At 39.4% G+C, this 25,385-nt stretch carries 19 protein-coding genes; 8 read left to right on the top strand and 11 right to left on the bottom strand.

From position 1 onward, the window contains the following. Nucleotides 1–174: 174 nt before the first annotated feature. Nucleotides 175–1,524 (top strand): tetratricopeptide repeat protein, encoded by a 1,350-nt coding sequence (locus CAL6303_RS04625; RefSeq protein ID WP_015196673.1) that lies wholly within the window; start codon nucleotides 175–177, stop codon nucleotides 1,522–1,524. Nucleotides 1,525–1,661: 137 nt separating this feature from the next. On the opposite strand, the gene pabB is transcribed toward CAL6303_RS04625, so the two are convergent. Next, the gene (pabB, locus tag CAL6303_RS04620) at nucleotides 1,662–3,809 is read right to left on the bottom strand and encodes an aminodeoxychorismate synthase component I (protein WP_015196672.1); all 2,148 of its coding nucleotides are present in this window, start codon (nucleotides 3,807–3,809) and stop codon (nucleotides 1,662–1,664) included. A gap of 230 nt (nucleotides 3,810–4,039) precedes the next feature. On the opposite strand from pabB, the gene CAL6303_RS04615 reads away from it, so the two are divergent. Beyond that, the gene (locus tag CAL6303_RS04615; protein ID WP_015196671.1) at nucleotides 4,040–5,419 is read left to right on the top strand and encodes an aminopeptidase P family protein; all 1,380 of its coding nucleotides are present in this window, start codon (nucleotides 4,040–4,042) and stop codon (nucleotides 5,417–5,419) included. A 289-nt stretch (nucleotides 5,420–5,708) separates the two neighbouring features. Here the strand turns inward: CAL6303_RS04615 and CAL6303_RS04610 are convergent, their stop codons facing one another. The 5 genes from CAL6303_RS04610 to CAL6303_RS04590 form a co-directional block, all read right to left on the bottom strand. Then, a complete protein-coding gene (locus CAL6303_RS04610; RefSeq protein WP_015196670.1) occupies nucleotides 5,709–6,353 on the bottom strand; it encodes a GNAT family N-acetyltransferase in 645 nt (214 codons plus the stop codon). Between the two features lie 478 nt (nucleotides 6,354–6,831). After that, nucleotides 6,832–7,029 (bottom strand): NblA/ycf18 family protein, encoded by a 198-nt coding sequence (locus tag CAL6303_RS04605; RefSeq protein WP_015196669.1) that lies wholly within the window; start codon nucleotides 7,027–7,029, stop codon nucleotides 6,832–6,834. Between the two features lie 478 nt (nucleotides 7,030–7,507). Next, nucleotides 7,508–8,239 (bottom strand): Stp1/IreP family PP2C-type Ser/Thr phosphatase, encoded by a 732-nt coding sequence (locus tag CAL6303_RS04600; protein WP_015196668.1) that lies wholly within the window; start codon nucleotides 8,237–8,239, stop codon nucleotides 7,508–7,510. 23 nt (nucleotides 8,240–8,262) lie between these two features. Then, nucleotides 8,263–9,948, bottom strand: a complete 1,686-nt coding sequence (locus CAL6303_RS04595) for an ABC1 kinase family protein (protein WP_015196667.1) — start codon at nucleotides 9,946–9,948, stop codon at nucleotides 8,263–8,265. Between the two features lie 165 nt (nucleotides 9,949–10,113). Next, the gene (locus CAL6303_RS04590; protein WP_015196666.1) at nucleotides 10,114–10,443 is read right to left on the bottom strand and encodes a DUF6825 family protein; all 330 of its coding nucleotides are present in this window, start codon (nucleotides 10,441–10,443) and stop codon (nucleotides 10,114–10,116) included. 371 nt (nucleotides 10,444–10,814) lie between these two features. On the opposite strand from CAL6303_RS04590, the gene CAL6303_RS04585 reads away from it, so the two are divergent. Beyond that, the gene (locus CAL6303_RS04585) at nucleotides 10,815–11,984 is read left to right on the top strand and encodes a phosphoserine transaminase (RefSeq protein ID WP_015196665.1); all 1,170 of its coding nucleotides are present in this window, start codon (nucleotides 10,815–10,817) and stop codon (nucleotides 11,982–11,984) included. 47 nt (nucleotides 11,985–12,031) lie between these two features. On the opposite strand, the gene CAL6303_RS04580 is transcribed toward CAL6303_RS04585, so the two are convergent. Beyond that, the gene (locus CAL6303_RS04580) at nucleotides 12,032–12,526 is read right to left on the bottom strand and encodes an ureidoglycolate lyase (RefSeq protein WP_015196664.1); all 495 of its coding nucleotides are present in this window, start codon (nucleotides 12,524–12,526) and stop codon (nucleotides 12,032–12,034) included. 989 nt (nucleotides 12,527–13,515) lie between these two features. On the opposite strand from CAL6303_RS04580, the gene CAL6303_RS04575 reads away from it, so the two are divergent. The 3 genes from CAL6303_RS04575 (at nucleotide 13,516) to CAL6303_RS04560 (ending at nucleotide 16,822) form a co-directional block, all read left to right on the top strand. After that, entirely contained in the window at nucleotides 13,516–13,905 is a 390-nt protein-coding gene (locus tag CAL6303_RS04575) for a response regulator (RefSeq protein WP_015196663.1), read from the top strand. A gap of 750 nt (nucleotides 13,906–14,655) precedes the next feature. Continuing rightward, entirely contained in the window at nucleotides 14,656–14,874 is a 219-nt protein-coding gene (locus tag CAL6303_RS04570; RefSeq protein WP_015196662.1) for a DUF4327 family protein, read from the top strand. A 658-nt stretch (nucleotides 14,875–15,532) separates the two neighbouring features. Further along, the gene (locus CAL6303_RS04560) at nucleotides 15,533–16,822 is read left to right on the top strand and encodes a recombinase family protein (RefSeq protein ID WP_015196661.1); all 1,290 of its coding nucleotides are present in this window, start codon (nucleotides 15,533–15,535) and stop codon (nucleotides 16,820–16,822) included. A gap of 56 nt (nucleotides 16,823–16,878) precedes the next feature. Here CAL6303_RS04560 and CAL6303_RS04555 read toward each other — a convergent pair whose 3' ends face one another. Continuing rightward, on the bottom strand, nucleotides 16,879–18,411 hold the full coding sequence (locus CAL6303_RS04555; RefSeq protein ID WP_015196660.1) for a hypothetical protein: 1,533 nt from the start codon (nucleotides 18,409–18,411) through the stop codon (nucleotides 16,879–16,881). Nucleotides 18,412–18,843: 432 nt separating this feature from the next. On the opposite strand from CAL6303_RS04555, the gene CAL6303_RS04550 reads away from it, so the two are divergent. Next, nucleotides 18,844–20,469, top strand: a complete 1,626-nt coding sequence (locus CAL6303_RS04550) for an ArnT family glycosyltransferase (RefSeq protein ID WP_015196659.1) — start codon at nucleotides 18,844–18,846, stop codon at nucleotides 20,467–20,469. A gap of 144 nt (nucleotides 20,470–20,613) precedes the next feature. Here the strand turns inward: CAL6303_RS04550 and CAL6303_RS28995 are convergent, their stop codons facing one another. Continuing rightward, a complete protein-coding gene (locus CAL6303_RS28995) occupies nucleotides 20,614–20,967 on the bottom strand; it encodes a hypothetical protein (protein ID WP_015196658.1) in 354 nt (117 codons plus the stop codon). Nucleotides 20,968–21,476: 509 nt separating this feature from the next. On the opposite strand from CAL6303_RS28995, the gene CAL6303_RS04545 reads away from it, so the two are divergent. Continuing rightward, nucleotides 21,477–23,435, top strand: coding sequence for a chloride channel protein (locus CAL6303_RS04545; protein WP_015196656.1), 1,959 nt, complete (start codon nucleotides 21,477–21,479; stop codon nucleotides 23,433–23,435). A 15-nt stretch (nucleotides 23,436–23,450) separates the two neighbouring features. On the opposite strand, the gene CAL6303_RS04540 is transcribed toward CAL6303_RS04545, so the two are convergent. Together CAL6303_RS04540 and CAL6303_RS04535 are read right to left on the bottom strand one after the other, a co-directional pair. Continuing rightward, nucleotides 23,451–23,864, bottom strand: a complete 414-nt coding sequence (locus CAL6303_RS04540) for an AbrB family transcriptional regulator (protein ID WP_015196655.1) — start codon at nucleotides 23,862–23,864, stop codon at nucleotides 23,451–23,453. Between the two features lie 152 nt (nucleotides 23,865–24,016). After that, a complete protein-coding gene (locus tag CAL6303_RS04535) occupies nucleotides 24,017–24,994 on the bottom strand; it encodes a transposase (protein WP_083866358.1) in 978 nt (325 codons plus the stop codon). Nucleotides 24,995–25,385: the final 391 nt, after the last annotated feature.

Here is a 25,385-nt window from a genome sequence, read left to right as displayed (position 1 = left end):
TTTACAACATTCACGAAGTCAGATGAGGTTCCTCGCCATGAAACTACAAAGTATTTCTGGGGTAAGTGAATCGGCAATTGGTGGTTGGGAAGTTACAAAATATTTTGATCAGAATTTTCCGGAAATGGTATAAAAAGTTCATAATTAACCAGGCAGAATTAATTGTCAGAAAAAATGGTCAAAAAAATATTACCCATAGCTTTAGGTTTTTCTTTGGCAATAATGCCACAAATTTCTGTTGCCCAGGTTGTCGAACTAGTTGAAGCCGCACAAACTGCCCAATCTAATTCCGATTATGAAAAAGCGGAAACAACCTGGCAGCAAGTAATTAAGTTGCAACCTAAAGATGCTTTTGCCTATGCGCGGTTAGGTGATACCTTCTTTTCTCAAAGTCGAAATGATGAAGGAATTGCCGCATATGAACAGGCTTTGAAGTTGCAAAAAAGCCCTAAGATTTATCGAGATTATGGGGAGAAGTTACGAGATAGCGAGAAGCTGGATGCATCTGTAATTGCCTATAAAGAAGCAATCAAACTTGAACCGAAAAATGATGATGCTCATTATGGTTTGGGTTTAACATACAGTCAGCAAGAAAAATACCCTGAAGCCATAGCTGCAATTCGTCAAGCTATTTCCATTAAACCAATTTACAGTTATTACCAAGCTTTGGGTGCAACCTTTGTAGCAGCAGAAAAATTTGATGAAGGGATAGCAGCTTTTCGACAAGCGATCGCATTACAGCCAGAATATTCATGGTTGTACAATTCTGTAGCAGAAACCTTGATTAAACAGGGTAAAACCAAAGATGCGATCGCTACTTATCGTCAAGCTATCAAACTAGACCCCACCAGCTACACATCTTATACTGGTTTGGCTGAGATATTGGATTATCCCCAAGCGGTGGCAACTTTAACTCAATATGCCAAAGAAGATCCAAAAAATGATATTCCCCTGCACGTTTTGGGATATGTTTTTACTCAGAAAGAAGATTTTGTGAGTGCATTTAAAGTTTTTCAACAGGCAATTGCCATTAAACCTTCAGCCGAGAATTATGTGCTTTTAGGTAATAATTTTGTATCCCAAAAGAACCTGGAAGCTGCTGCAAATGCATACCGCCAAGCAATTAAATTGGAACCAGAAGATTATCGATATCAGGCATTAGCAGAAGTTTTGATTCAACAAAATAAATTAAATGAAGCTATGGCAATGTGCCAAAAGACAATTGAAATCAAAACAGAGTACGAATTTTATAAAACCTATGACACTTGTGCAACAGTTGGGTTTGCTAACTACCAAAAACAAGGTATGTCAAGTGTGATAGCTATGTACACTCAACTTGCTAAGAAAATTCATCCCAAAAATATGTCTGATTTATATGTGAGTTTTGGTAGCCTAATTATAAGTTCGGAAAAACCAAATAAAGCAGATGCAAAATTAGCTTTTAAGGAAGCATTAAAGCTCAATCCGAGAAATCAACAGGCTTTGGCACAAATGAAAGAGTTAGAAAAAACAAATAAGTATTGAAGGCTGTAAGTAGAACGGTGCAAATAAACCGAACTATGTAACGAAAAGTAAACCGATTTGAAAACCTCTTTCCTCCTGCCTTCTGCCCTCTGCCTCCTGCCTTCCGATAACGACAATTTTTAACACCCACCTACTTATTACAGAATTCCTACCAAAGATTGAAGCTCTCCTGCCAAAATCTCGTATTTATCTGATTCAAAATTTTCGTGCATTGTCTGCACCATCGCGTGAATTAAAGCTTTAGCTTTGAGTAGCGTTTCCCGGAACTCCATTTCCGGATTAGAAAGTGCCACAATTCCACCACCGATACCAATGGAAGTTTGATGAGGAGTGAAAACAGCAGTTCTGATGACGATATTTAAATCGGCTGTACCATTCAAGCCCAAAAAGCCGATTGCCCCCGAATAAACTCCTCGTGCTTCTTGTTCGAGTTGATCTATAATTTGCATGGTACGAATTTTGGGTGCACCAGTCATAGAACCTCCAGGAAATGAGGACTGAATGCAATCCACAGCTTGTAAATCTGCCCGTAAACGACCCCGTACAGTCGTTACCAATTGGTGTACCGTCGCGTAGGTTTCTATATCCATTAATTTAGGAACATGGACGCTACCCACTTCACAAACCCGTCCCAAATCGTTGCGTAATAAATCTACAATCATTAGATTTTCGGCTCTGTCTTTTTCGCTGCTGCGTAGTTTCTCCCGGAGGACAAAATCAGCTTCGGGGGTTTCTCCACGGGGTAAAGTTCCTTTAATGGGTTTTGTTTCTACCCAACCTTGGGAATCAATTCGTAAAAACCTCTCTGGAGACGAACATGCGATCGCTACACTTGCTTTAGGGAAGGCTATCTCACCAAAACGCAAAAATGCCGAGTAAGGAGCCGGATTAACTTGACGTAATGTCCGATAAAATGCTAAAGAATCAGGAGTCGCATCAGTGTAAAGCTGATTTGTCAGGCAAACTTGATATGTTTCCCCTTGATGAATTTCCTCTAGACATTTTTGAATATCTTGGATATAAGTTTGGTAATTGCGACTTAAACGGAATTTAACTGGTTCTTGATTTCCCTGGGGTGTCAGCTTCGGCAAGGGTGCAAGGGTTTCAATTTGTTGTTGAATACTATCAAACCAAGTTTCTCCTATTTTCCCTTTTTTAACTAATTGCAGCAAATAAACACACTGTTCTTGATGATCTACGGCAATCATCCGATCAGCAAGTAGGAAAATAGCATCAGGCAATGGTGAAGAATGGAATAATTGCCCACCAACTTCCCCTTTTAATTCATAGCCAAAATAGCCAACAAATCCACAGTTGAAATCAAAAGGCAATTCCTCAGATTCACAATATCGATAGTTAATTTCCCGCTTCAAATAATCAAAAATACTCTCCCTGCGACGAGTCATAGTATCTGACTGCGTAATTATCAATTCTTGGCTTTGGGTGTGGTATCGCACCAATAAGCTATTTTCCCCACTTCCATCTCCCATAAACGAAAAGCGAGATAAACCAACTTCCACACGACTACTATCTAACCAAAAAGTGTTCGCAGATGCACCAAACATCTGTACAAACATTTGTTCCGTATTTGGGCAGATATCTAACTTGCGCGTCAAAAGTTCAAACTTTTCCCCCTGTTCCCTACTTCCCTGCTCCCTGCTCCCTGCTCCCTGCTCCCTGCTCCAATTACTCTTCTGTTTCCGAAATTGCAGCGTAATATCTCGAAAATTCTCTAACAATGTTTTTCCATATTCTGTAGATATAGACTCTGGGTGAAACTGCACACCCCAAAGCGGTAGATAGCGGTGACGTAATCCCATCACCAACCCTTCTTCAGTCCAAGCAATTTTTTCCAAACATTCAGGTAATGGATTTGCAACTAGCAAAGAGTGATAACGCACTACAGAAAATTCGCTGGGAATATTTTGGAATAATTCCGAACCATTATGATAAATCTGACTTAATCTACCGTGTCTAACTTCTGGTGCATGAATGATTTTTCCACCATGAAAGTAGGCAATCCCTTGATGTCCTAAGCAAACCCCCAACAAAGGTATATCTATATTGTTTTCAATTATTTGTTGACAGACTCCAAAATCTGCTGATCTTTCTGGACGACCTGGACCTGGAGAAATCACAATATTATCAAAGGCAATTTCTTTCAATTCATCCCAGCTAAACTGATCGTTGTGAATTACTAAAGGTAGTTCCCCATTTACCTCAGCGAGCATCTGGTAGAGATTAAATGTATAAGAGTCGTAGTTATCAATAATTAATGTTCGCATATTTCTCTAACTGCTCTGTAGAACATTCTTACACAGATATTCTTCTGAAATGCCCTCAGACTAAAGTCTGAGACTACAGGAACTAAGCCCACCTCGGTGGGCTATAAGAAAGAGTTCTACCCCCTACTTCCCCTGCTCCCCCTACTTCCCCTGCCCCCTGCCCCTTTTCTTCTTTCCCCCTGCTTCGACGATTCCAGTCATAATTAAAATAGCCACTCAAAGCTTTTCCCATGTCCAGTATTTCTATTTCCCTAGCTGATACCCTGCGTCAACGTCGTCAGCGTCTTGCCGATATCATCCATTTTCCCGCAGTTTTGTGGTCGGGAGGTCATAGTCCCCGAAATTTTGCGGCTAATGTTTTTCCTTTTCGGGCTAGCAGTCATTTTTTATATTTTGCGGGTTTACCTTTAGTTAATGCCGCTATCCGCTTGGAAGCTGGTAGGTTAGAGCTATTTATTGATGATCCTAAACCTGGAAGTGCTTTGTGGCATGGGGAAATTCCGAAACGCGATCGCATTGCGGCAGAAATAGGTGCAGATGCTGCTTATCCAATGGCAGATTTAATTCCAAAATCAGTAGATGCAGCCACAATCGCTGTTCAAGATGCCTCAACATGGACACAGCAAACCCAGCTATTCAACCGGATGGTGTTACCCCAAATCCCACCCCAAGGTATAGATTTGGAGTTAGCTAAAGCGATCGCTTCTCTCCGTTTAACCCATGATCAAGGGGCATTAATTGAACTCCAAAAAGCGGCAGATGTCACTGTAGAGGCACATAAAGCGGGGATGAAAGCAGCACCAACCGCGAAAATAGAGGCAGAAATTCGCGCCGCAATGGAAGGTGTAATCATTGCCAATAATATGAAGACTTCCTACAACAGCATTGTCACAGTTCACGGTGAAGTCTTACACAACGAACATTACCACCACCCTGTAAACCCTGGTGATTTACTTTTAGCTGATGTGGGTGCCGAAACCCCCACAGGTTGGGCAGCAGATATCACAAGAACTTTTCCAATTTCGGGAAAATTTTCATCTACCCAAAGAGATATTTATGATGTGGTTTTAGCGGCACATGATGCCTGTATTGCCGCGATTGCTCCAGAGGTAGAATATAGCCATATTCATCTTCTCGCCTGCCAAATCATCGCTGAGGGGTTGGTAAGTTTGGGAATTTTGCGAGGGAACCCAACAGATTTAGTGGAGAAAGATATTCATGCCTTATTTTTTCCCCACGGAATCGGACATTTGCTGGGTTTAGATGTCCATGATATGGAAGATTTAGGAGATTTAGCGGGATATGAACCCGAAAGACAAAGAAGCGATCGCTTTGGCTTGGGATACCTACGTTTAAATAGAATATTACGTCCGGGGATGCTAGTTACTATTGAACCAGGGTTTTATCAGGTTCCGGCAATTCTCAATGCTGTAACTTCTCAATATCAATATCTCATCGACTGGGAACGTTTATCTCAATTTAGCGATGTTCCCGGTATCCGCATTGAAGATGATGTTTTAGTTACAGATACAGGTTCTCAAGTTATCACAGCAGCATTACCTACAACTGCTCATGCTATCGAAGAATTAGTTTTGTGTGGAAGAAATTAATATTTTTCGGCTGTTTACTAAAAACCTAATTGTAACAACTGTCTTAGTTATCAAGTGCGATATTCCTAGTTTTGGCTCCGCTCAACTACCTACGGAACGCTAGCGCGATCGCACTCTTGATTATACTTAAAGCAGTTATAGCATTTGGGATTAAGGGTAAGAGTGGCATCATGTCACTCTCGCTGATGGTGTACGTAGTGCTACAACTATGATTGACTTCACTAGTCCGCTCCAACCGGTTTATTAAGCCAGACAGCCTTTAATAATCGACCTTATCCGATCTTCAATTTCAGAATTGATTTGTGTCATATTTGTTCACCATATCCTCAAACTCTTTCGGAACATTAATAATTCTAAGTTTCTGAAAATATTTTTTCGGCATAAATTTCTCTAGAATCGGTAAACATTCATCCAAATCGTTTTTTCTAATCCCAAAATTATCACCTGAAAGTAACGAAAACCCAAAATCTGAGTAAAGCTTGATTGCCCGAAAACTAGATGGCTGCGTGTGAAGGTAAACAGGATAATCACACATCTCCAATCTTTGCATAATGATTGAAAGCAAAGCTCTGCCAATGCCCTGCCCTTCATACTTTTTCAAGACTTTAAACCATTGAATCGTATTGAATTCGTCGTAAGCTTTCCAATCTAAGCAAGTGGCGATGGGTTTATTTTGCCGATCACAGACAAACAAAGTTTTGGCAAAAAAGAGTTCTTCTTTTCCGCTATAAGTCGTAGTGAAATAATTGGACATAAACCCCTCATATTCTTTTGCTGAATCGGCATCATCAAAGGGCATCATTTTCCATATGCCTAGTTCATCAGGTCTGCAACTTCTTATGGAATAACTGGCGGGCAATTCGGTGAGAGCATCACAATTCAATGCCTCGCACATCATAAAGATGTTTTTGTCTGGTATTTCTTCTTCGTTCATTGCCCAGTGATTCAGTTAGAAATAGGGTTAATGGGTAATAGCCGGAAGTGCTGTAATCTTTATCTAACTCCTGATACATCAAGCATCATATCCGCTTCCTTTCGTATTATGCGGGAAACTTATTTTTTACGTCCATGTTCGGATATTGTACAGAATATTTCCGTGTAAGTACCCTTCACGGGAGGATTATATCGAATTTTGGCGTTTTTTCGCTAATGCGATACCACGAAGTGGGTACCAAAGGCATCACCTGGCTGAACGAAGTTATAGCTGGCGCAAAGTAAGTAGTTCACATGTAGGTTGGATGTAATGAAGCGTAACCCAACACAAATCTGTACCCAATCGAAAGTCATATTTTATTTAATTTAGATTTTTAACCAGTTTAATCGAAGTTGATGCCCCGGCATCCCCAGCCTTTTTCCTTCTTGGAACTAAGCAAGAGAAGGAGGTCATCCACTGCGACACAAGAACTCAATTTCTATGCCAAAGTGGAATCTGAATCTAGACCCCATTGGTGTTTGAGAAGTTCTTTGTAAGTTGCTTCGCGGACAACCATTTGTTCATACAACTGAACAAGAAAGTCTTTTGCTTGTTCGTGGCTCATATCCTTCACTTGTGATGCAAATGAGTGGATGCTGAACTGTTGTTCTACGGTCAATTGAATCGGATAATTCATGGTTTAACTCCAAAAATAACGAGAAAACACGATTCGAGACTTAAACGGTAAGAATATACATTTTGTTTAAGGTAGGGTTTGATCGAAACTCTACGTTTCCCATATTGTAACTCTCATATTAAGAAAGATAACAACTGTTTGACAAAATGACCACTTTCTCTAGAAATAGGTTTCCAGAGGTATATCTTATCCTTCATTCGATTGGTATATACCTCAAGTTGAGAAACAACAATTTCTGAAAAATCCGCAAAAGCCAGTAATGCATAAATTTAACCTCTGAAGGATTCTTCAGAGGTTAAAGGTATTTGTATCAAATTGTAAAGGTGAAAAAAGCTCGGAATGAACAAAAGCAGAATGTTTAATCAGTTATCAGTGAACAGCTATCAGTTATCAGTTTGAAGCAAAGGGAGTCCTGGTTTTATCAGGTATATTAATTTCCCTGTTCTCTGTTCCCTGTTGGCTGTTCCCTGATTTATAACTATGCTTCAACAGCAACAAGAACTACGGTGATATTGTCATGTCCACCATGTTCTTTAGCTGCATCAATCAAAGATTGGGCGATTTTCTCCAGAGTTGGGTTTTCTTCCAAGCAGGCTGTAATTTCTTTATCAACGAGTTCTTCAGTTAAACCATCACTGCATAGCAATAAGCGATCGCCTTCTTGTAAGTCTAGGCTCTGAACCTCGATTGCCTGCAAATCTTCCCGTCCTAAGCAACGGGATAACACATGACGGAAAGGATGAATTCGCGCTTCATCAATCGTAATGTCCCCAACTTTGAGGGCGCGGGCAACCCAAGTGTGATCTTCAGTAATTTGATCCAGGTTAGATTTCCGCAAACGATATAGACGGGAATCACCTACATGGGTATAAAGGGGTGAATCCGGATCCCGGAAGAGAACTACGACTGCTGTTGTTCCCATATCAGCCCGTTCAGGATGTTCCTGTTGGTCTTTTAATATTCCGTCGTTTGCTTTTAACAAAGCTGCTTCTAGAAGTTTTTTTGAAGGTATATCTGAGTTCCAATTTGCTTCTAAATATGCTTGTACTTCTTGAGTGGCAATGCGACTAGCCTCTTCTCCCCCTGCATGACCACCCATTCCATCGGCAACTATAAAAAACCGCCCTTGGGGATCACTGTAGTATGAATCTTGATTACTAAAGCGGACAAGTCCGGGGTCACTAGAGCCGATAAAATTAGCAATTTTCATAAATTTTCTTCTTCAAAAATTGTTCAATAGCTGCGGTCGTTACGGTCGAGTCGTAAAAGTAAGCGAATCAACAGCCATGAAACAAAAGCTGCGATTAAACCTGCCCCGACTGCTAACCAAATATAATCTTTAATCAATAAAATTGAGGCAGAAAGGGTAAATCCACTTAAAATCACCGCATAAACACTGGCTAATTGCAAACTACTTTGTTTTCTCAGTAGGCGCTCGGTTTCAATAGCACGGACACGTAGACGCACATCACCACGTTCCAGCTTTTCAATGACATCTTCTAGCCGACGTGGCAATCCTAGTGCAGTTGTACTTACTTGCACCGCCTGACGGCTCAATTCATTGAGTATGCTATTACCTTCTGAACCATTCATATTGGTCATAAGCTGCATCGCATAGGGTTTGGCGACTTCCATAAAATTAAACTCACTATCTAGCCCTCTACCAACCCCTTCCAGGGTGGAAAAAGCTCGCATGACAAAGGTAAAAGTTGCCGGGAATCTGAACGGTTGATTATACGCGATTTCGTACAAGTCGTCACTAATAGCGGCAACCGATTTGTTTTCGATGGAGCCATCCATAAAGTTGTCCAGCATATACTGAACAGAACGACGAACTGGTCCCATATCATCAGTAGGTGCAATCACACCTAAATCAACCATCGATTGTAATACGCGATCGCCATCTTTGGAAGCAACCCCAAATAGCGTTTCCATCAAACTTTCCCGCACATTGGATTTAATTTGCCCCATCATCCCAAAGTCGTAGAAAATCAAGGCACCTTCAGAACTCACGGCAATATTCCCAGGGTGGGGGTCAGCGTGGAAAAAACCACTATCTAACAACTGATGTAAATATGCTTCTGCACTTTGGCGTGCCAGAACTTTTCGATCTAAACCAGCGGCTTCTAGGGCTTCATATTGAGTCACTTTAATACCTGGAAGATACTCAAGTGTCAGTACCCTTGATGAGGCATAACGCCAGTATACACGGGGAACCTTTACCCAATTATAACCACGGAAATTACGACGGAAAGTATCGGCGTTACGTCCTTCACCTAAGTAATCAATTTCTTGCCAGAGAATTTTACAGCATTCCTCGTAGATACCCATCCAATCACGCCCTTTACCCCATTTACGATGATTCTGGAAGTAGCGAGCGATACCTTTGAGAATTTCTAAGTCTATTTCAAATAGCTTTTTCAAACCTGGACGTTGGACTTTGACAACAACAGATTCACCGGAATGTAATACAGCTTTGTGAACCTGTCCCAAACTGGCTGCGGCTAGGGGAATTTGTTCAAAATCTTGAAACAATTCAGGTATTTTTTTATCTAATTCTTTTTCAACAATTGCTTCAACTATTTCATAGCTAAAAGCTGGAACTCTGTCTTGTAATTTAGATAATTCTTCTACATATTCTGCGGGAAAAATATCTGCGCGGGTAGAAAATAACTGCCCAACCTTGATAAACGTTGGACCCAAATCTAACATCGTATTCCGAATCCAAACAGCATACTTACGACGACGTGCCGACTGTTTAATTTCGGTGACACCACCAGGATAACTCCACGATTTACCGTACAACCACAGTCGAAACATTAAGGTCAAAACAAATGACCAAATATCTACAAACCGCCGCCGACTTGAATAGTTTTCGCGGTTCCAGCGGTATGCTTTATCCGAATAACCTGTTTCCATACAATTAATTTATTTACCGCTGGTTTTAATTAAATTATTCAAAGGATTTTTAGCTGTTTTTTCAAACAGTTATCAGCTATCAGTTACTTGCTTTAAGCTTGTCAGAAGAAAATTTACCAAATGTCAGGTAAATATCTGTTCACCTTTCACTGATTTTAACTGATGCTAATTTGCGGAACTACTACGATAATGTTGTAACTCTGTACGTAAAGTGGCAATTTCAGCCCGTAAGTTATCAACCATCGCTTGTAAATCTTCAGAATCAGAACCTGTTTGCCCAAAGCCACCAGTTGTTTGGGTATTAGATGCTGCTTCAGCGGCGCGATTTGCCCGTTCTACAACTTCATCGGTAAAATGGCGCAAATGCTCCCGTGCTTCTGCATCAAACTTGCCAAGCTCACTCAAAGCATCGGTAACTGTGTGTTCTAATCGTTCGGAAAGGACTTCCGCAACTGCTCTTCCAACGAAAAAAGCATCTACTAGAGGGTTAGTCATAAATTTTTGTTACGTTCATCTGCAAAGAAATTATAACTTGCCCTACGACTTTAGTGTGTTTGTTGAATGTAGTTGTTTGGGCTATTTGCTCACTATCTATGAGTTGTATTTGTTTTTTTGAACAGTTTTAGGAGGTCTTTTTATTGGTTTTCAGGTTTTTAATTAAATCTCTCAAGACATCAGACTCCTTTCTTTGATATTTCCAATCGATGCCCATACCATATTTTATGTGCAGATCCCCACAGCAAAGATTATTCAAAGACAAAACATAATTAACAAATAACTTCAAGACTTACACCACAGCACAGGTTTCTGGTAAGCTAAAAAACCTATAGGTTAGACAACAGCTACCAGCCACTACCATAAGCCCTATGTCCGAGTCTTTAACTTTACCCACCACTAAGCCAAGTGTTCCTTATTTTTCTTCTGGTCCTTGTGCTAAACGTCCAGGATGGTCAGTTACCAATCTAGAAAATGCTTGTGTAGGACGTTCCCACCGTTCTAAAGATGGTCGTGCTAAATTAGGCGAGGTAATAGAACGTTCCAAACGCATCCTGGGAATACCGGCTGATTACCGCTTAGGTATTGTCCCAGCTTCTGATACGGGTGCGGTGGAAATGGCGCTATGGTCGCTTCTGGGAAAACTACCAGTAGATATTTTAGCCTGGGAAAGCTTTGGTCAAGAATGGGTCAAAGATGTTGTTGATGAATTGAAACTAGCTGATATCAACTTAATTAAAGCAGCCTATGGCAGTTTACCTGACCTGAGTACAGTTGATTTTAACCACGATGTTGTGTTTTTGTGGAATGGGACAACTTCAGGTGTCAGGGTGCCAAATGGTGATTGGATCAAAGATGACCGTCAAGGTTTGACAATTTGTGATGCTACCTCTGCCGCCTTTGCGATGGATATTCCTTGGCATAAAATTGACGTGTTGACCTATTCTTGGCAGAAGGTATTAGGTGGAGAAGCACAACACGGAGTAGTGGTTTTATCTCCCCGCGCAGTGGAAAGATTAGAAACATATCAGCCAGAAAGACCTTTACCAAAGCTGTTTCGGATGGCGCAAAAAGGTAAACTAATCGAAGGTATTTTTAAAGGTGACACGATTAATACACCATCAATGTTGTGTGTTGAAGATGCCTTAGATGGTTTAAACTGGGCTGAAAGCATTGGCGGATTAGCTGGTTTGATTAAACGCAGTGAGTCTAACTTGAATGCGATCGCACAATGGGTAGAAAACAGTAATTGGGCTGCATTCCTAGCTGAAAAATCAGAAACCCGTTCCTGTACTTCTATTTGTCTGAAAATAATTGATACTTGGTTTACTAACCTCACCCCAGAAGCACAAGCCGATGTAGCTAAGAAATTAGCCAGCTTATTGGAAAAACAAAAAGTAGCATTTGATACCGCTTCTTACCGCTCTGCACCTCCAGGTTTACGCATTTGGGGTGGTGCTACTGTAGAAACATCTGATATTGAAGCACTACTCCCATGGTTAGATTGGGCATATGCGACTGTAAAATCAGAAAATAAATAATATCTAATAAAAATCTCGACTCCGCTCAATTCAACCCGATCACTAAATCAAACAATCTCAAACTCAATTTGCTGACTCTTTAAAAAATTGTACGTAAAGTGATCCACAACATTAGTATCACTCAATTCTAAGTTGTAAAAGTCCACTACATCATGTTCAAAATATGGACCAGCGTGCCAAGTTCCCACTTTTAAATTGATAAAACAATCACCAGGAATCCGAAAAGCTCGAATCTCGCTCAATAAAGGTTCATTAGTTTCATTATTTGCTGGACAAACCCCAATTAACCAGTCTTTTCCCATTAATGAACCTAAACATTGAGTAGATTTAACATGACGAGTAATTGTGTGAAATTTCCTTCCCCGCTGATGTAAACGCATAATGTAAAAGCGGGGAATTCCCCCATCTAGCTTTAGTTGTGCATCATGTATATCAAAAGCTTTAGCATCTTGATTTGGAAAAATAACTTGCCCATAGTTTTGAAAGTTTTCTGCTGTAATTAATTCCGATTCTAATCTCTCTACTATTTTGGCTACTGTCATGATTAAAAACTCAAAATAATATTACCTTAAACCTCATCCATGATAAAACCCGGAGTTTCCTGAGCGATTTAAATGCATCAAACAGGGACGTAAGTTAGATGCTGCATCGGCTTCTGACAGACTAGCATAAGCTCGTAGGGCTGGCTACGCCTACTCAATGTCTTGATGGAAAACTATAGTTCTCAAGATAGACGAAGTTTAGTTATAAGTATTATAAATTCTACTATAGGAATCCGATTTAATTATTGTTGGCGTAGCCTGTACTTTGTACTTAAAAATTTAATTAAAAATTTAAGTATATGTAGGGTGTGTTATGGCTTTAGCCTAACGCACCAAAATACGTAAGACGGTGCCTTATACTTCGTGATCACACAACGCCAGTCACCTTATGTCGGGGAACCCGCCAACAGTGCTGGCTCCCCTACGTATGTTGCATAAATCAAATATGACTCCTATATTAAGATCTGTGTTGGGATTTTCCAAAATTATAGAGTTTGTATTTTGCATTGAAATGTGTAAATCGAAACCTTGTATCGACTAATTATGCAAAAAATACATCTTCAGATTCTATCAGTGCAATTTGCTGATTGATTTAATTTAATTATTGTAGGATGCTATGTATGTAACTAATATTTATATTATTACTTACAAAAGCTACCTTGCAGGAGTAAAAAATATTAGTCTGATAGATATTCCCATATTTTCTAGCCTCACTAACAGCCTAAGGAAACGGGGATTAAGGTTTTGAGTATGGCTATAGCAGGCAACTAACTAAGATGAGTATAATTTAATCCCAACAAAGCTACATATTCCTAATTTATTGTATCCTGATTAACATAGTTAGTTTATCTAGCTAATATAAATAAATATTTGTAAATTAAAAATCAAATAAGGTTACATTATCTCATTTATATGCACTCAGAACGTATTTAGGTCTTAAATAAGACCTTCGAGATTGATTATTTTAGTGCTTCAGCACTTTTTAAGGTATGAGTAACAAACCTTTAGTTTTACTAATTGAGGCTGATTTAGATCATCTCAATTTAATTAATACCTATGTAGGCAGCCTAAACTACTCTTGTATATCAGCCCAGGAAGGAATTAGGGGTTTAGTTTTAGCTCAAACTCATCGACCAAATCTAATTACACTTGATGTGGCAATTTCCGACTTACCTGCGATAGAGGTAATTGGACATCTCAAGCAAAATCCTGATACCCAAGGAATTCCAGTGATTATAAGTTTGCCAGCAAATCAAAAACAGGAATGCAATCTCTTTATAATTGCTGGAGCGAATGATTGTCTAGAAAAACCATACGACTTAGAAAAGTTGGAAGCATTACTTAAATACTACTTACCAGTTAATGAGCATAGTAACTAAATCACAATATTTTTCTAACTTCGGTAATGATATCTACTGTATTCGATTGCAACTTGGTATAAGCTAAGTAATGGCACAGGTTTTTGTGGTGAGCGACTTCTTGATTTAAATTCGGCAAAATGGCAAGAAATCACTTTGGAGCTTGTTTAATCTTCTGTTAGTTATTTTTGGAGTTTTCGTAGTTAAATTAGAAATATGCTGCTTGGCAGCTTGGTTGGGTGCAATTGAACTAAACCTCGTCGATCTTGAGAACCTTAGTTTTCCATAGAGATTATGATATTGTTACTCTACGACAAGCCGCTACCCTAACGGTTAGATACGGAGTGACTTCTGTAAGTACCCTAAGGTGCGTATGCGTCTACTTTACGTCGCTGCTTGATGCATTTGAACCAATAAAAAACTCCGGGTTTGATTATGGACAAGGTTTAAAATTAAAAACCTTGGTTTTATTGATTTGGGAAAATGTTTGTGGACCTTTATAGTTTGCACACAGTTTCCACTATGGGTAGGCATTGTCATAGATAATTTGCATTGAAGATGTTTTGTCAGCAAAACACCGTCTCAGGGTGGTGATTACCGTACAAAACTAATACCAGGAGTAACAAACGAATGTTAAATGTGATATATTCTAAATAGTGAAATATGCATTGCCTTTTAAGTACAACACTCCACGAGCAGGCACGGTTTCAATAAACGGAAATCAGCTTTTATCAAGTTTTTATCAAATCTAATCGAAATACAGTCTAGGTTATGACCCAGCAAGTTATTCACCCAATGGTGAAGTTGCAACGTAATGTGCGATCGCTTATCGATTCTCAGATCGTGAAGCCATCCGACAACATTTGGAAAATTGCTCTACTGTTCGGCAACGAATGGCAGTATTGGAAGCAAGAATTAATTGAATTTGGTTTTACCATGCAAGATCCTCTCAGCGACTTGCTTTCGGTGGAATCCTGGGATGAAGAATAGTAAGTACATCAACAAAAGTATTTACTAATTCAATGATCTGTGTGGGAGTCATTGCGTTTGCCTTTGATGAATACTTTTAGTTCGCTACTACAACAGTTTTCGGCTTTTTGAAGCACACTAGCGGTGGGGGTAAAGCACATCCTGAACCCCTACAGTGTGTCTATTTAACTGGAAATAGTTGCAAGCTAAGGTAGTTACCCCTTGGTAGCTACCTGAAGCGTTCAAGGATTTCACTGTCGCAAGTGCAAAGTTAAGCCACTGCGTTGCGGGGTTCCCCCTGTTGTAGCAAGCTACGGCGTACACACAAGTCAAAAAAATCCCAATTTCTTGGTTAAAAGCCCTCAGCCTAAAGTCTGGGGGTAAATGGGCAAAGCCTGCCTCCGCAGGCTAGATTCTTTCTGGCTTCTCTTTGAGTGGCAGGCTTTGTTGTTATGGTTAATGAAACTTGTATGTACTGCATGTCGGCTTTCGTCTGGAAAGCTGCTGCGCGTCTACACAATCACCAAAGCCAACATGGTACAAGCCTCCCCTTTTAAGGAGAAAAGTTTTTGCTTTCGCTTTTCTTGTTTCCTCCAAAAACCCGCCTTCTCCCCTGATTGACATGATTTTGGGCGAAGCGAGAACATGAAAAAGGCTAGTTGATCTTTGGGCAATTTTCATGAAAATCTATGCATACAGCTATACAGACCCGCTTTTAGATGAAAGTCCTCCGAAGCATATCTGGGGATGGGAAGTGGATCATGTGTATGAAGATTTAGGAAAGCGGAGAACACAATTACAAAAGTTATTAGAAGATTGTCATATTCAACCCCCAGAATATCTATTGATTCGTCAGTTACAGGAATTGGGTGATAGTGTTGCCGAGATAAATTCCCGTGTGACTGAACTGAAAGGATTGGGAGTTAAAATCGTTGCAGTTGAGGAAAATCACAGCTTCAGTGATAGTCACATTCAACTGATCGAATTATTACAAGAACTTCAATATCAACAGCGAAGTCGGCGAATCCGTCAAGGACATGCTCGCAACCGTTTGAATATTGCACCACCTCCGGGGAAAGCTCCCTACGGGTATAAAAAAGGTAAATCTAAATACATTCTTGATAAAACAACTGCACCTGTGGTTAAGGATTTTTTTGAGAATTTTCTGCTGTATGCTTCATTACGGGGTGCAGTACGTTACTTAGCAAAAAAATATAATAAGAAAATATCAGTAACTACAGGGAAGCGGTGGTTAATTAACCCTGTGTATCGCGGGGATACTGCATACAAAAATCATCAAATTATTTTGGATACCCATACTGCAATTATTTCTAGGGAGGAAGGAGCGCAGGTTGATAGAATTTTGCGTCGTAATAGCAGTTTACCAAAACGTACAGCCAGCGCTCCGCGTTCTTTAGCTGGTTTAGTAGTTTGCGGGGAATGTAAATCATCAATGAAAGTGGGTTTGGTGACAAGACGCGATCGCGTGCAAGAATATCTGTATCTACGTCCAATAGATTGCCCCAAAACCCCTAAATGTCGAGCAATTTCCTATGATGCAGTTTTAGAAAAAACCATTGAGGTGGTTTGTCGGGAGTTACCTTTAGCTGTTGCGGGTACAAATTTTCCCCAACTTGATGCAGTCAAAAATCAATTGAGTGAAAAAATCCTCCATCAACAGGAAATTATCCAGCAGATACCCAATCTCTTTGAATCAGGCATTTTGGATCAAGAAACTGCCAAAATTAGGATTTATCAGCTAAATACTGAAATCTCGACACTGACTGCAAAACTAAATAGTCTTCCACCTGCAAATTTAAGCTCAATTGCCCAAGCAGTTTCAATTCCTCAATTTTGGTTTGATTTATCAGAGTCTGAACGACGCTTTTATTTGCGAGAATTTATTCAGAATATTCAACTAATACGCCAAAAGGATACATGGGAATTGGATATCGTATTTATTTTTTGAAACAACAAATTTACCCATATCCAAAATTTGACCTGAAAGATAAATATCCCTAAATACTATTTATCTGGTGCTTTTCCAGTATTCCTGACATTCACAATCTTACCTAATAAATCAAACCAAAATGGCGCACCCATCCCAATTGCAATACCGCTAATAATCCAACCAGGAATTAAAGTAAAAATCCGAATAATGGGAAAACTTTTTTGCTTCTTGCTAGTCCAATTAAGTTGACGTTCTAAATTTGAATCTGTCCAACCAATTGGTAAAGCAACATCAGTTAAAGCGTCATCTGTTTGAGTTCTGAGGGTTTCAATATCGACATATCCCAGAGTATTCCGGTTTTGTATAATAATTTGTCCAGCATTTTGAATAATCGTATCACGTAATGCTGAATCTTTAGATAATCGGTTAATCATATGAAACGCATCGGCATTAGTTGCCGCAGCAATAATAAAACCAATTAATAATGCCACACCTTTAGCATTACGTCTATAAACTCCTGAAGCACGTTCCATCGAACTATCAAAAGTACTTTCTATTCCTTGACGTAAAAGAGTTACACCTTCTTCGGTAGTCTTAATTCTAAATTCTGCCTGTTGAGCTAAATTGGTGATATTTGCAGCCAGATTTTTTGGCATCTTGTCAAGGATTTTCTGGAGATTTTCATATGCTGCACTATCTTTATCTTTAAGGACAGTGACTACCTCTTGATAAACATCACTTCCTTGTTCAATTACTTTAGCTATTTCATTAATATTTGGTCGAAAACCACTAATTGCAATAGTTTTTTCAACATCAGATAAATTATTAGTTTTAATAAATTTCAGCCTATCAACAGCTTTGGTGGTGAATTCTGAGTCAGGCATATTAGATTGAAATGATTCAATATATTTATCCAAACTCAAACCCATTCGACTCACACTAGTATCCAAATCAGCTTTCTTTTGTTGAAAGTTCCAAATAGTTTGTTCAAAATCTGCTTGTAATTCGGCAAATCCCTGATAAATAAAATTATAAAAATCAGCGAATTCTTCGTTTTCACCTAATTGATTTTGCAATTGGAGGATGACATTTTCTACATCATCTAAACGTTGCTTTTTAAATAAATCAATTCTCGATTCTGATAGCGTTTGAGCTAGCTGAGGAAATTGCAAAGTATCCATCAGGCTGGTAGCGAAAAGATTAGCAGGAATATACGAAGGAGCGCTATGCTTTTCATCACCAAATACCGTGTCGCTGATAATTCCTTTATTTTGGTTTGTGCTATTAATTTTAAGTGATCTATAGATTGCAGATGCTCTCCAGGTAAGTTGACGTGGGATATTTGCGACAACACCTTTTGCTTGCTGATTAATACTTTTAATTAGTGGATTGGAATAGATTTGATTTGCTAATTCTATTACCCTAGTATTATCAGAGTTACTTGGATCACCACCAGATAAAAATATTTCTATTGATCTACGTAGATGTTCGGCTCGCCATTGGAATACAGTCGCAACTAATTCTTGAATTTCTGAAGCCAATAAACTCAAAATCAGATAGGTAAATATTAGTCCTAGTGATACGTCTAAAATAAAGGGGATGTTCATAAAATGCTCCTCTCAATTGGAGAGTTTTAAAGGTAGTGCAGTTATTTAGTAGATAGGAGACAGAAAGCAAACAAGATAAAATAAAATTATAGAAATGGCAATTTTCAGATAATTATGACGATAAACGATTGTATTTGTAAATTTATCCGGTTCTGGATCTAATTTACAGAAAATCATTTAACCATAGTGTCTGTAAAATAATGATAGGTGGGCTAAAAACTTGTAATTTTCTGACCAAAGGTACAATTACAGGTGGATAAATTTACAAGAAAGTCGATATTTTGTCAAAATCTGGGAATATTCTAGATAAGGTTGGGATATTTTAAAATTTGAGATTATAAAACATCGGTAATTATATAGGACAGCAACATTGATTAATCAGTCACGTCTTTTACTTCAGTTAACCCACGAGTAAAACAGTTATCCTAAATTATGCAAAAAGGAAACTTTATTTGGGGTTGTTTACACAAACAAAATCGAGTACTGACACAACGTACCGATTTAGTATGGATCATTTTACTGCTGATAGCAGCCGTAATAGTTTTTACCATAAATTTGGGCGGGTTGCCACTACATGATTGGGATGAGGGAACTGTAGCACAGGTGGCGAGGGAAATTAGCCGTGCACCACTGGGTTCTTTACGGTGGTTATTTCCAACTTCTGTTGGGGGTGAGGAATATCATAATAAACCACCCCTGATGCATATATTAATTGCTGTGAATTATTCAATTTTTGGTGTGAGTAATTTAACTACGCGCTTACCAGGTGCAATTTTAACAGCGATTTCGGTTCCTCTGTTGTATGGAATTGGACGGGAGATATTTCGTAAGCGTAAAGCTGCAATTTTTAGTGCCTTAGTATACCTTACAATGCTGCCAGTAATTCGTCATGGTAGGATGGCAATGCTGGATGGGGCAGTAGTTTGCTTCTTTATGTTAATGGTTCTATGCGTCTTGCGATCGCGTCGGGATTTGCGCTACTGTCTTGGCGTTGGTGTGGGTTTCGGGTTAATTTGTCTGACTAAGGGAATGTTAGGTGTTTTACTGGGTTCCATCGCCTTTGCTTTTTTGTGGTGGGATACACCCCGTTTACTTTACAGTCGCTATCTGTGGCTAGGAATATTTATTGGTTGTACACCCATTGGATTATGGTATTGGGCACAATGGTGGCGCTATGGTAGTACATTTACAGATGTGGGAATTGTTGACCAGTCTCTAAGTCGGATTTGGCTACCCTTTGAAGGTCATGCTCAACCACCTTGGTTTTATCTTTTAGAGATAATTAAGTATACTGCCCCCTGGTTATTGTTTTTTCCTGCTAGCTTCAAATTTACCTGGGAAAATAGAAATCTAAGTTGGGCAAAGTTAGCTTTAATTTGGAGTTGTGTTTATTTAATTAGTATTTCTCTGATGGGGACTAAATTACCTTGGTATGTGTTTCCCATTTATCCCAGTTTAGCTTTAATGGTGGGTGCCCAATTATCAGAAATAGATAATTTACCTTTGTTTTCTGTATATCCACGGATATGGATGAGAGGATTAGGGCTGATGTCGGTAATAGGAATTGCTGGCAGTATTTATTTTAGCCAAGCGAAACCAGTACAACCTGATTTACCTCTGATTTTGGCTTGTGTAGCGGGTACAATGGCACTGTCTTGGATTCTCGCTGAAAGAGGTGACAATCAATTTATTAAAGTTCTATTGTGGGGAAGCTATCTTTCATTACTATTGTTGATGAAATCAAACTACTGGCTATGGCAATTAAACGAAGCTTATCCTGTAGAACCTGTAGCCCAAATGATCCGTAATGCCAATCTTGGTGATTCACAGGTATTTACCTCATTTAGCTACAACCGTCCTTCGCTAAACTTTTATAGCGATCGCATTATCGCGTCAACCCCAGCAAATGAGTTGAAAGAAAAATGGAAAAATAGCCAAAAACCATATTTTTTAATTAAAGAATCGGAAATTCAGCAACTTCAGCTAACTCAAGCTGAAATAATTGGTAAAGCCAGTGACTGGACATTAGTTACCAAAAACAGCGGTAACAAAGCTTAGAAAGTAAAAACTAACTTGAAAACACCTTTGCCAAATTTATCTAAATTTGGTAAAGGTTCCCCATAAACAGGGTTTAGGTGGGGGTCATAAAATCTACAATCTCCATCTTAACCCCCCTACTCCCTGCCCCTTTTCCTCTTCTCCCTATTCCCTCTTCTCAATCCGATTATTTTCCACACTAGTGCTTTGTTGCATTACACCCAGCATTCCGAATACAATCATGCTGCCCAAAACTAACGCCACTAAAGGACGTTTATAGAGAATAAAGTCGCGGCAGATTCTTGCTAAAGGATGACTTTGACGACGCAGAGCCGAAGAAATAATAACTTGCCTTAAAATAAAAGGGTCACGAACAAAATGCCCGCTTTGGGAAACAACTAGCCTCTCCTGACAATAGGGACAGGAAAATAAACCCGTACATGTTTTGACTGGCTTGGCTGTGAGATTCCGTTGGCAAATCGGGCAGGTTAAATAGTTATCAAATATAGGTGTATTCATTTACCTAGTCCGTCTAGTCCACTGATTAGCTTTGTTAGAGAGAACTTGCCGCGTAACAACGAGGCTTCCAAGTATGGGCATCCACACTCCTATTCGTGCCGCTCTAACTTGATTAAAATAGCTATTTCCGATCGCCGAACATCATACATGGGATCTTCCAGTCTCGTTCGATATAGTCAAAATATACATGCAGTTACTTTTCTGCTCAGTACGATTTTAAGGCTGCAACACAAGTATAACCACAATCAAGCAAAAGTGACCCGAAAATAGAACCCTGCGAGGAAGTGCTTTGACGTAAAGATCGCCACGGGGATCGACCCCTGACAGACTTTACCTCCAAATTTTCTCCCATTTAAACATTTTCCTCAAAAAAATTCTGTTTGACTATAATTTTTTACGAAAGCTTTGCAAAATGCATAAATATAGCTTGTCTGGCACGAGCGCGATCGCTGACAATAAAGAGTAACGCGTAAATATTAAATTTTTTATTTAGATTTCTCATCTCCATAATGACACTCCTGCCTCTGGCTGAATTTAGGAAGGTGGCAGAACAGCCTACTATCTCTGTTTCTTCCCATCGTCTCACTCATCTGCTGAACCGTTTCCAACCATCCCCTGAAACCATAGTCTTACTCCTTGCCATCCTCATCGGTGGTGGCACAGGAATGGGTGTTGTAACTTTCCATTATCTCATTGAACTAGTCCACCATCTCATGTTGGAAGATCTTATGAGTGTCATCGGTGGGTGGGGTGCTTGGACTCTTGCCTGCGTACCAACCCTTGGAGGATTAATAGTTGGTTTAATGCGTTGGCGCACCCAAGATTTTGGTCCTAGTCTCGATTCTTTAATTGCGGCTTCCGAAACAGGCGATGTCAAGCGGCAATTGCGTCCGGTGACAAAAATGATCGCAGCAGCGGTTTCCCTAGGAAGCGGCGCATCCTTAGGACCCGAAGGACCTAGTGTCGAAATTGGTGCCAATTTTGGCATGTTACTATCGCAAATATTACAGGTATCCCAAGAACGACAACGGCTGCTGCTGGGAGCAGGGGCAGCAGCAGGACTAGCTGCTGGGTTTAATGCTCCCATCGCTGGAGTATTTTTCGCTCTGGAAGTAGTATTAGGGGCAACATCATTCGCAACATCGGCTGTCAGTGTAGTCCTACTGGCAGCAGTGTTGGCTGGATTGGTGGCTCAAATTGGTTTAGGGGCACAGCCTGCTTTTGCTCTACCTGCATACGATGTACGTAGTCCCCTGGAGTTGCCCATGTACCTGGGTTTAGGTTTGGGTGCCAGTCTAATATCTCTTGTTTATACCCAAGCTAGAAGGTTTGCCAAAGCTTGTTTTGCAGGAACGGTTCCCTATTTAAAATGGTTGGGAAAGATTCCTAAATCAACTCATCCTATTATTGGTGGGGCATTAGTAGGAATTGTGGCGTTAAAATTTCCGCAAATTTTGGGCATCGGCTATGGGACAATCCAAGCAATGCTGCAAGATGTGGAATTATCGATGCAGTTACTGTTGTCATTGCTTGTAGTTAAATTAGCAATGACGGCAATTAGTGCCGGGAGTGGATTAGTTGGTGGTGTATTTGCCCCAGCGATGTTTTTAGGGGCAACCTTTGGTGAAGCTTATGCCAAGATTTTGGCGTTAGTGGTGCCAGGTATTGCCGAGCATATGGCAGCACCACCGGCTTATGCCATGGTGGGAATGGCAGCAGTTTTAGCCGCTAGTGTGCGGGCACCATTGACATCAATATTATTACTATTTGAATTAACGCGTGACTACCGAATTGTTTTACCATTGATGGCAGCTGTGGGTTTAAGTTTCTGGTTAGTTGAAAGAATGAAACCCAATACTAATTCCAACTCTAATCTTCAGCAAATTGGACTTTCATCATTAAAAGATGAACAAATTGAAATACTGCAACAAATCTTAGTTGAAGATGCGATGCATCTAAAACCTAAAAAACTGCCAGCAACCATGAATGTGTTGGAGGCAGCATTAGAAATGTGGTGCGATCGCACTCGCAGTGCATTGGTAATTGATGCAGCAGAGCAACTTATCGGTATTATTTCACTGGAAGATATCAATCGTGCCCTTTCTTATTGGCAACAATACCCAAATTCAACTACTGAAATTCAGCAAGATTTGAGCCATCAAACCATAATTGAAATTTCTACTACTGATATTCTCTATGCTTATAACGATGAACCTTTGTGTGAAGCTTTAGACCGAATGGCAGTGCGCGGCTTACATCAATTACCAGTGGTAGCGAAAGGAAACCATGAATGTATTCTTGGTTTACTAGAACGAGAACAGATAGCTCTGACTTGCGATTTGGCTGTGACACGGAAAGCTTTACGCCATCATTTGTCTGTACCAGATCAAACAGATAGACTTATGAAGCCAGTTCCTACAGTTAGTAGTCACCAGTCAATAATTCCTGTAATCAAAACTAATGACTAGTGAAGAATCACTAATTTAAGCAGTTGCTTCCAACGCATCACTTTCTTCTTTTTCGTCTGATTCTAACTGTCTCAGACGAATATGTTTTTTACCTAAAGTAATCACAAATTCATCTCCAGGCTTGAGATTCATCTGCTTAGTGTAGGCTGAACCGATTAGTAAGTTGCCATTGGACTGAACACTAATGCGATAACTGGCACTGCGTCCACCCCGTCCATTTGCTCCTGATGAGGTATCCAACTGAATACCTTCAGCGTCAATTAGAGCATTTAGAAATTTCATCATATTGACGCGCTCGATACCGTTTTTAGTAACGGTATAGTAGCCACACTTTTTAGCTTTATCTTCCTTGCTGAGATTCTCTAGCTCCTTGACTTTCTTGAGCAAGTCTTCGCCGAGGAGTGGTTCAATTTTTTTCTGTTTAGCCATCAACTTAGAGTGAAAATGAATGGTCGAAGTGGTCGAATCGATTTTATTTTAGCTGACAATTTACAAGAAAGAGCAGATAACCTTTTAGTTTTTAGATCAGCCTTGCCAAGTATATAGGACTTACGCATTGACAGGAAAGCTAGTTTATGTATTCAAGCGGCACAACTAGCATTCAAGTTATCCAAAACATATTCACGAATAACTTTTGTGAATAGATTCCTTTGTACTTCATACCAATTGTCAATGATGTTTTCAGAACGCATTTTCTCTAAACGAACAAATGCTTGAAGTGAGCAGAATATATGTGTTTTGATTGCGTGGCTATCTCTAACCATAAACCTACAAATGCCACATAGCTGTTTTACTGCTCTATGGAAACTTTCAATACCCCAATGTGTGTCATGAATAGTGATAAATTCAGTTCTAGTTATTTGTTGTAAGACTTCTTTCTGATTCTCGTCATCAGGCTGATAAAATATGTAGTGTCTAGAGTCTTCTTTCTTAAACACTTTCCTAAACAACTTTACAAATCCAAATTCTCTTAAATGAGTTATCAAACCTTCATCGTAAATCTCTAAAGTACTTACCTGACAGTACTTTCCAGGCTCATTTGATACTGTTCTATTTTTTTCAACTCCGAATAAAAAACCTAATTTCTGGTTTCTCAAAAATTTCAGATTTTCTACTCCTGAGTACCAACTATCCCCTGTGACTATTCGCGGCTTTAATCCCCAATCAGTCACTTCTATTAGCATCTCTTGGAAATAATCATTTTTGGTTTTTCCCTCCTTCTTATCGTATATCCTGTAATTTATGGGAACACAATTGCCTCGAATATCGCTGTAATAAAGTGTTATTAAATTTAAACCTTTAATCGTTTTATGATATTTACCAGACCAAAAATATCCAATTAATTCTGCGTATTTTGGGTTGCTGTACAGCTTTTCTATTACTGTATCATCAACACTTAAAATCCCTCCTTCTATATTGATTATCTCTTTTACTATGTCAAATAAATCTTTTGGCTCGTATCTTTCTCTCAGCAAAAACCTATTCACACTATCATGTGAAACATCTCCCAAGATTTCTGCCAATCGACTGCACCCTCCATGCTTTGGCTCCGATAGCAAGAACAGGGTGTAATGTTCCAAATTACATTGTGCTGTCGAGGGTTTGCTGATTTCTCTAATTGTCCGATACCTTGAAAGTAGACGACACCGTTTTCCAATGCATTATTTTACCATCCCGTCAATGCGTAAGTCCTAGTATATTACATAAGTAGGAGTAAATGTTGCAATCATTCTAATATTATTGAAACATTTTATTTTTGAGAACGCTGTGAATGCTGATGACTATATCTATATTTTGTCAGCGGCAAATGCAGTACCCTCTGGTAAAATTCAGAAACTGACCCTCAAAAGGTTATTTACTTCCTAATTTTGATAATGGCATATACAATGACAATAGAATAAACTAGTTACAGACACAACTAAAATCTAAAACAAATCATTACCCTTGCAG

Source organism: Calothrix sp. PCC 6303, assembly GCF_000317435.1.
Lineage (GTDB): Bacteria > Cyanobacteriota > Cyanobacteriia > Cyanobacteriales > Nostocaceae > PCC-6303.
Note: the sequence above shows the minus strand (reverse complement) of the source record. Positions and strands in the feature narration are given on the sequence as shown.